The 5,382-nt window shown below is 36.7% G+C and carries 6 protein-coding genes; 2 read left to right on the top strand and 4 right to left on the bottom strand.

Translation table 11 applies throughout. The annotated features are described in order from the left end of the window. Nucleotides 1–348 precede the first annotated feature (348 nt). On the top strand, nucleotides 349–522 hold the full coding sequence (locus DYY65_RS11950; RefSeq protein WP_162478184.1) for a hypothetical protein: 174 nt from the start codon (nucleotides 349–351) through the stop codon (nucleotides 520–522). A gap of 64 nt (nucleotides 523–586) precedes the next feature. Here the strand turns inward: DYY65_RS11950 and DYY65_RS11945 are convergent, their stop codons facing one another. Together DYY65_RS11945 and DYY65_RS11940 are read right to left on the bottom strand one after the other, a co-directional pair. Next, nucleotides 587–763, bottom strand: a complete 177-nt coding sequence (locus DYY65_RS11945; RefSeq protein ID WP_162478183.1) for a tautomerase family protein — start codon at nucleotides 761–763, stop codon at nucleotides 587–589. Continuing rightward, nucleotides 754–906: a hypothetical protein gene (locus DYY65_RS11940; RefSeq protein ID WP_162478182.1), complete on the bottom strand. Its 153-nt coding sequence runs from the start codon at nucleotides 904–906 to the stop codon at nucleotides 754–756. Before DYY65_RS11940 ends, DYY65_RS11945 begins: the two co-directional genes overlap by 10 nt. An 884-nt stretch (nucleotides 907–1,790) precedes the next feature. Here DYY65_RS11940 and DYY65_RS11935 point away from each other — a divergent pair. Further along, complete coding sequence (locus tag DYY65_RS11935) at nucleotides 1,791–2,627, top strand: hypothetical protein (protein WP_162478181.1); 837 nt, start codon at nucleotides 1,791–1,793, stop codon at nucleotides 2,625–2,627. Between the two features lie 365 nt (nucleotides 2,628–2,992). On the opposite strand, the gene DYY65_RS11930 is transcribed toward DYY65_RS11935, so the two are convergent. Beyond that, nucleotides 2,993–3,400, bottom strand: coding sequence for a hypothetical protein (locus tag DYY65_RS11930; protein ID WP_162478180.1), 408 nt, complete (start codon nucleotides 3,398–3,400; stop codon nucleotides 2,993–2,995). Between the two features lie 26 nt (nucleotides 3,401–3,426). Beyond that, nucleotides 3,427–4,341 carry a hypothetical protein gene (locus tag DYY65_RS11925; protein WP_162478179.1) on the bottom strand — a complete coding sequence of 305 codons (915 nt, stop codon included), beginning with the start codon at nucleotides 4,339–4,341 and terminating at the stop codon, nucleotides 3,427–3,429. Nucleotides 4,342–5,382: the final 1,041 nt, after the last annotated feature.

Below are 5,382 nucleotides of genomic sequence, written 5' to 3'. Positions count from 1 at the left end.
AAGCATTTCTGTTTCTTTTTGTGGAAACGTCTGCCATTTGTGGGTAATATTTGATAATAATAAGTGAATTTGTCCAGATATCGCAATCATGATCCGATAGAATTTTTGTACTCATTCTACCTAATCAGCGGCTGAGAAGAATTCAATGCAATCGATAAATAATTTGTGTCGAAATATTTCATGCATTTCCCAAGCCGGTTCGACGTAGCAGCTCCACACTCGTTGTTCACGGCTTGGTTTTCTCATAAATATATGCTATGTCCTAAATAATGGCTGAACAATACAGAATTGAAGATTGACTATGTTGTTTTAAGAATTGAAATCAGATAAGTGGTTTAGGATTAATTGATGCCCTACAAAATTAACTTGGACAAGTTGTTTCAAATTCAAATATCAGCTGGTGACATCATACAATTTGAATCTAGAAATATGAGCAAATATTATATGCTTTCAACAACTGCGATGTGGGATGAGAAAAAATCTGGTAGAATTATGAATATTGATAATGACGATAATATTTGAAGTTCACATATTGCAATAATCCCAATGAACAAGAATTATTGTGTCAACATCCTTTAATTACGTCCTATACCCGAATACCTGATGGATACCAATTCCCGCGTGGCGCTTCTTGAATTACTACTATTGCCTCTTTTTTCTCTACTTTTAGAATCTTTATTATATCTTCAGTAATTGCTTCGGCTAGTCTATCCTTTTCTGTCTGTGTTCTACCGCTAAACATTGCTACTGTCACTATTGGCATATGTCATCTTTCACTGACTGAGGTTTATCTATCTTTATGTTTTGCAGTTCTTTTGCTCCATTGTAGCTGATAGAAGTGGTATTTCTGAATCTAGCGTATTTAACGTACTCTCTTACCATCCTATAGGCTATTCCTGTCATCATTCCATACAGCTACAAATGTTTAACTATTCAACAACTTTGTTCCATTTAGATCGAATTAGATTGATTAGTTAATTTCTTCTCCATATACAGCAGCTTGATTAAGTAAAGTCTGATTAGTCAATTCATGGCGTATTTCTGTTTTGGCCTGAACTACTAGTCCTTGTATACTCCCGCCGTATCGATTTTATATAATGCGCAAAATATTCTTATTTAGCCATTTCAGATCCATGGGCGTGGCTAATATGATCCGTTCATCGTTGCGAGCTGTTAAATTGCATATTTGACAAGTGGCCTGTTTTGACACTAGAATATCTATTTTTCTGTTCCAAGACATATAACTACTTTATGCTATATTTTATTTACATGTATATTTTTGTGGACTGTAAAAATGAAATGTAGACTTCAATATGGTTAGATTGAGGGCAGCCTAATCTAATTCTCACGATCATAATTGTGCGAACAACTCATTTCAATTGGAATTGGGTTTGCTGAATTGTCAGTGTTTCATGTCGCGATCTTTAAGAAAATTGAGGTGGAAAATTTATCCTATGGAGAGGCTCTATATTCCTTGATGGATGGGATTGATAAACAGAGAAATTGCTCGATGCAAGAAGACAATTGAATAACATATGGGTACAAATACAAACGTTAAATGTTTTTTGGGCGCACCATATGGATACCATAAATACATTAATCAAATTACAGTACTATGGTGTAACTGACAAAGAAATTTTAGACATTCATGACTTCCAAACTGTATAATCTTGTGTTTGAATTCAGAATCAAATACCAGTCATACATTTGATACACCCCTCGCGGGAGTAAAAAAGAAATATAACTGTTTTTCATAAGTCTTATGGTAGGGAATATCGCTCTCTCTTTGGATGCAGAATATTTTTGCTGTTTCCTTTTTGATAGTAGCATTAATTTGTGGTTTCACGTCTGTATCCCGTCTAGAAGCTGTATCCCAACCATCACAAGGGGGAGGGTATCCTGATTATGAGCCAACAACCGGAGCAACCTCTGATTGTCTGGTAACCCCTAAGAATTATCAGTTTATTGGTTATGACAATACTCACCCACCACCCCCTACGCCTATGTATCGGATTTATTCCGAATTACAATGTTGTAAAATCTCCTATTCCGGGCCAAATCTATCAACGCAGACTACTACATGTGCTAATTACTATGAATGGAAGAGCCAATCAACCATGGAGGATCGGCGGCTTTATGGGTTTCCTGAATACGGAATAGATACATACGGTTATTTGCCTCCATACCACGCATATCTAAAGAGTATCAATAATGGGGGTGAAACTATCTCTCCGCCCCCTATAAACACCACTGGACCCGGTGAATGTGTTTACGGCTGCGGTTGCTTTGGATGTCTAGCTCCGGGGGGAAATGCCTCAAATCCTGGCAATAACACGCTGCCAACATTACCCATAACTAAGGTGCATAATCCTACTTCACCAGGACTGTTCAGTTCGGTTGGAAACGCAACGAATCCGGGTAACAATACGGGTACGTTGCCGCCAGGAAGCATTTTTAAGGTGCCTCCAGGCTCCACAAGCGCACTTGCTCCTTCTGGTAATAATACTGCTCCAGGAAACTCCATGATTCCAACTAACAGCACTAACTCTAACTCTACTACTGCTATGATTCCAACTAACAGCACTAACTCTAATTCATCCCCCGGTAATACTAACAGTACTGGATAATTACGATATTAGGCACCCTTTAGCTGCACTTTTTAGATAGAATTTTATTATAATTCCAATGGACCCATAAAGCTGTTGTAGAACTGCCGCTCTTGAAAAGAGTATCCAGAGATCTGTTTGTGGTTGTTGCTATTATCATAATTGTTGTTGCATTGGTTGGTTATGTTATTGCTGCTCTTATCACATCTGGCGCGTCACCAGCATTACAAGTATTGCTGAATGATTGTTTTGTCCTTAGATAGATCCATTGACCCGAAAGCCTACGCAACACCAATCGGTGGTCTCTTGGATTTACTATGTTCTAACAGCTTATGATAATTTAAAATATATTGAGTTTCAAATATTTTGTCGAGTATTCTTTTTGGTTAACTAGATTTTTCAGCCTCTCCCCTTGGTAGCCAGAATTTGCAATAAAGATCGAACCAATTTAAACTCAAGTTAGCAAAGATTCTAGTAAACTCATTATACAACTCAATCCAAGAAAGCTGCCATGTTGACATACTTATAAATGGATTGCCATAGTAGTTTGGCTGCAAATCATTGCTCACCTCATTGAATCCCATATTTGGCTTATCAGGAATAATCGATACGCTGTCTCTATTGTCCTCGATAATATTGAGGGCTTCAGAGGGTGTTGATTCATACACTGTAGTTGATACTGTTTCAATTTTGTCGCTCAATTTAGCATCGGCATTATATTCAACCTGCGAGTTAATTTGCTGAATTTCTTCGCCTTTCTCGACTTCTATTGCAGATTGTTGTACCTTATTCAACAGTTGGTCAGAAATAAGATTCTCGTCTATCTGCTGATCTGATGTGGTAGGATTAGTGCCTGTGCCTGTAACATCATCGGTAATAGAACTAGCTTCTTTGGTAGAATCTGGAGCTGTTGTGCCTGTAACATCATCGGTAATAGAACTAGCTTCGCTTCTTTGGTAGAATCTGGAGCTGTTGTGCCTGTAACATCATCGGTAATAGAACTAGCTTCTTTGGTAGAATCTGGAGCTGTTGTGCCTGTAACATCACCAGCGCCGACTGTATCCATGTGCTTCTCGATCTCGTGGTTTTGTGCAAATATTCCAGTTCCTGTTACCGGTTTGGTAGCGGTCCCTGTGTATTCATGTTTCTGGTTTAATGGTCCTTGCGAAGATATCGTAGGAGCTTGTCGTGAAATAGTGCTTGTCTGGATGAACTTTATAGGACTACCATGACCTTTTTCTGCGGATGGTAGTATTTTTCGATCGGCTGCGCTAGAATTCACCGGGAGTGGTTTTGGAGGCTCAGCAGTTTGAGAAAGTGAAGTTGCAATGAGTTCTGTGTCTATCTTCTTATCTGGTTTTAAGTCCTGTGCTTTCGCTATTTTTTCTTGTTCCATACTAGCTTTCTCTACTTTAGTAACTTCCATTGAATGAGTATTTTTCTCAATAGGTTTCAAATCTTTTCCCTCTGGGAAGGGTGCATCTCTTTTCACTTTGTATTTCGATAGTTCAATTTGACTATTTTGAACAATTACCATACTTCCAGCTACGACGATATCAGATTTTGGTATATCATATCTGATTTTTTTGTTAAATTCACTGAATACAACAATTATGTTACCAATTTCTTTCGCCACATAACCTACAAGCACTTGATTATCATCAGTGTATACAGATTTGTTAAAAAGATCTTTTGGATATCTGCCTTCAAAGCTAGCAAGGTTTTGACTTACCATTATTAATGATAACAGCTAGAGGTATAAAAGCTGTAGCTTGCTATGAAAACTTATTATGTGATATTCAAATTAAACACTACCTCGATTCTATTCAATGGTTATCTTTGCAGTAAGCATTTTCATGACCATTGGATCTTAAGACAAATCTATCTTGCTAAGTCTAATCCGAGACATTGATTATTTTCTGCAACTCCATATAGGCACTTGGTATTTGGTTGTAATCCTGCTAAAAGATTGACCCTAGTAAAATTGATTCGAATTAAATTCCTGCGGATTTAAAATTCCGTGGCTTGATAGATTGAGATATTATTTGAATCCTTGTATTATGGAATCCTTTAGATTCCATTTACCCTTATTTTTAATCTCACACTATTTTATAAATGTCATATAATATTTCTCAATTCCTTACGTTTTTTATAGGGACAATGATGTCAAACTTAGCTCTGTCGCAGTTATAAGAGCTGCTCTTGAATATGGAAAATGGAATTTATTATATTTTACATTTTTAGGTGGTAGTAAACTAATGGCAATATTCTATGCAATGTTATAGACTCGTAATATTGGCGAGTAAATTAACTTACCAGGATTAGGGATTTACAATTACCTACCTAATTTCGTTCAATTGATTTAAGCGCTCAGCAAAGGAATATTTTCACTTATCTTACAGAATTATATCTTTGGCAAGATTATAGAAAATACTTGAAAGAAGGCAGCAGCTACTAATATGATGTATTATTGTAGCACACCAAGCGATTTTTTAGAAAATATTTTAAAATAAACAACATTGGAGATATTTAATTAACATATGGATCATTGTAGGTATTGCTTTGGTGGTATGACAAAGTTGACCTTAATCACAAATTAGTGGCGGTGATTTTACCACTACAATCTCTACCAAAACTTAGCATCTCAAGTAATATGACACTAATGGCAAAATGCCCCTCAAAATTATGGATTCTGGATAAGGTCCTTCACTGTCGTGGTTATCGAAGGATACCATGAGAATAGGAGGACAACCACTATTATTACTATTATCTAATA

Source organism: Nitrososphaera sp. AFS (assembly GCF_009898475.1).
GTDB lineage: Archaea > Thermoproteota > Nitrososphaeria > Nitrososphaerales > Nitrososphaeraceae > Nitrosopolaris.
The sequence above is the reverse complement of the archived record's forward strand: the minus strand, read 5'-3'. Positions and strand labels throughout refer to the sequence as shown.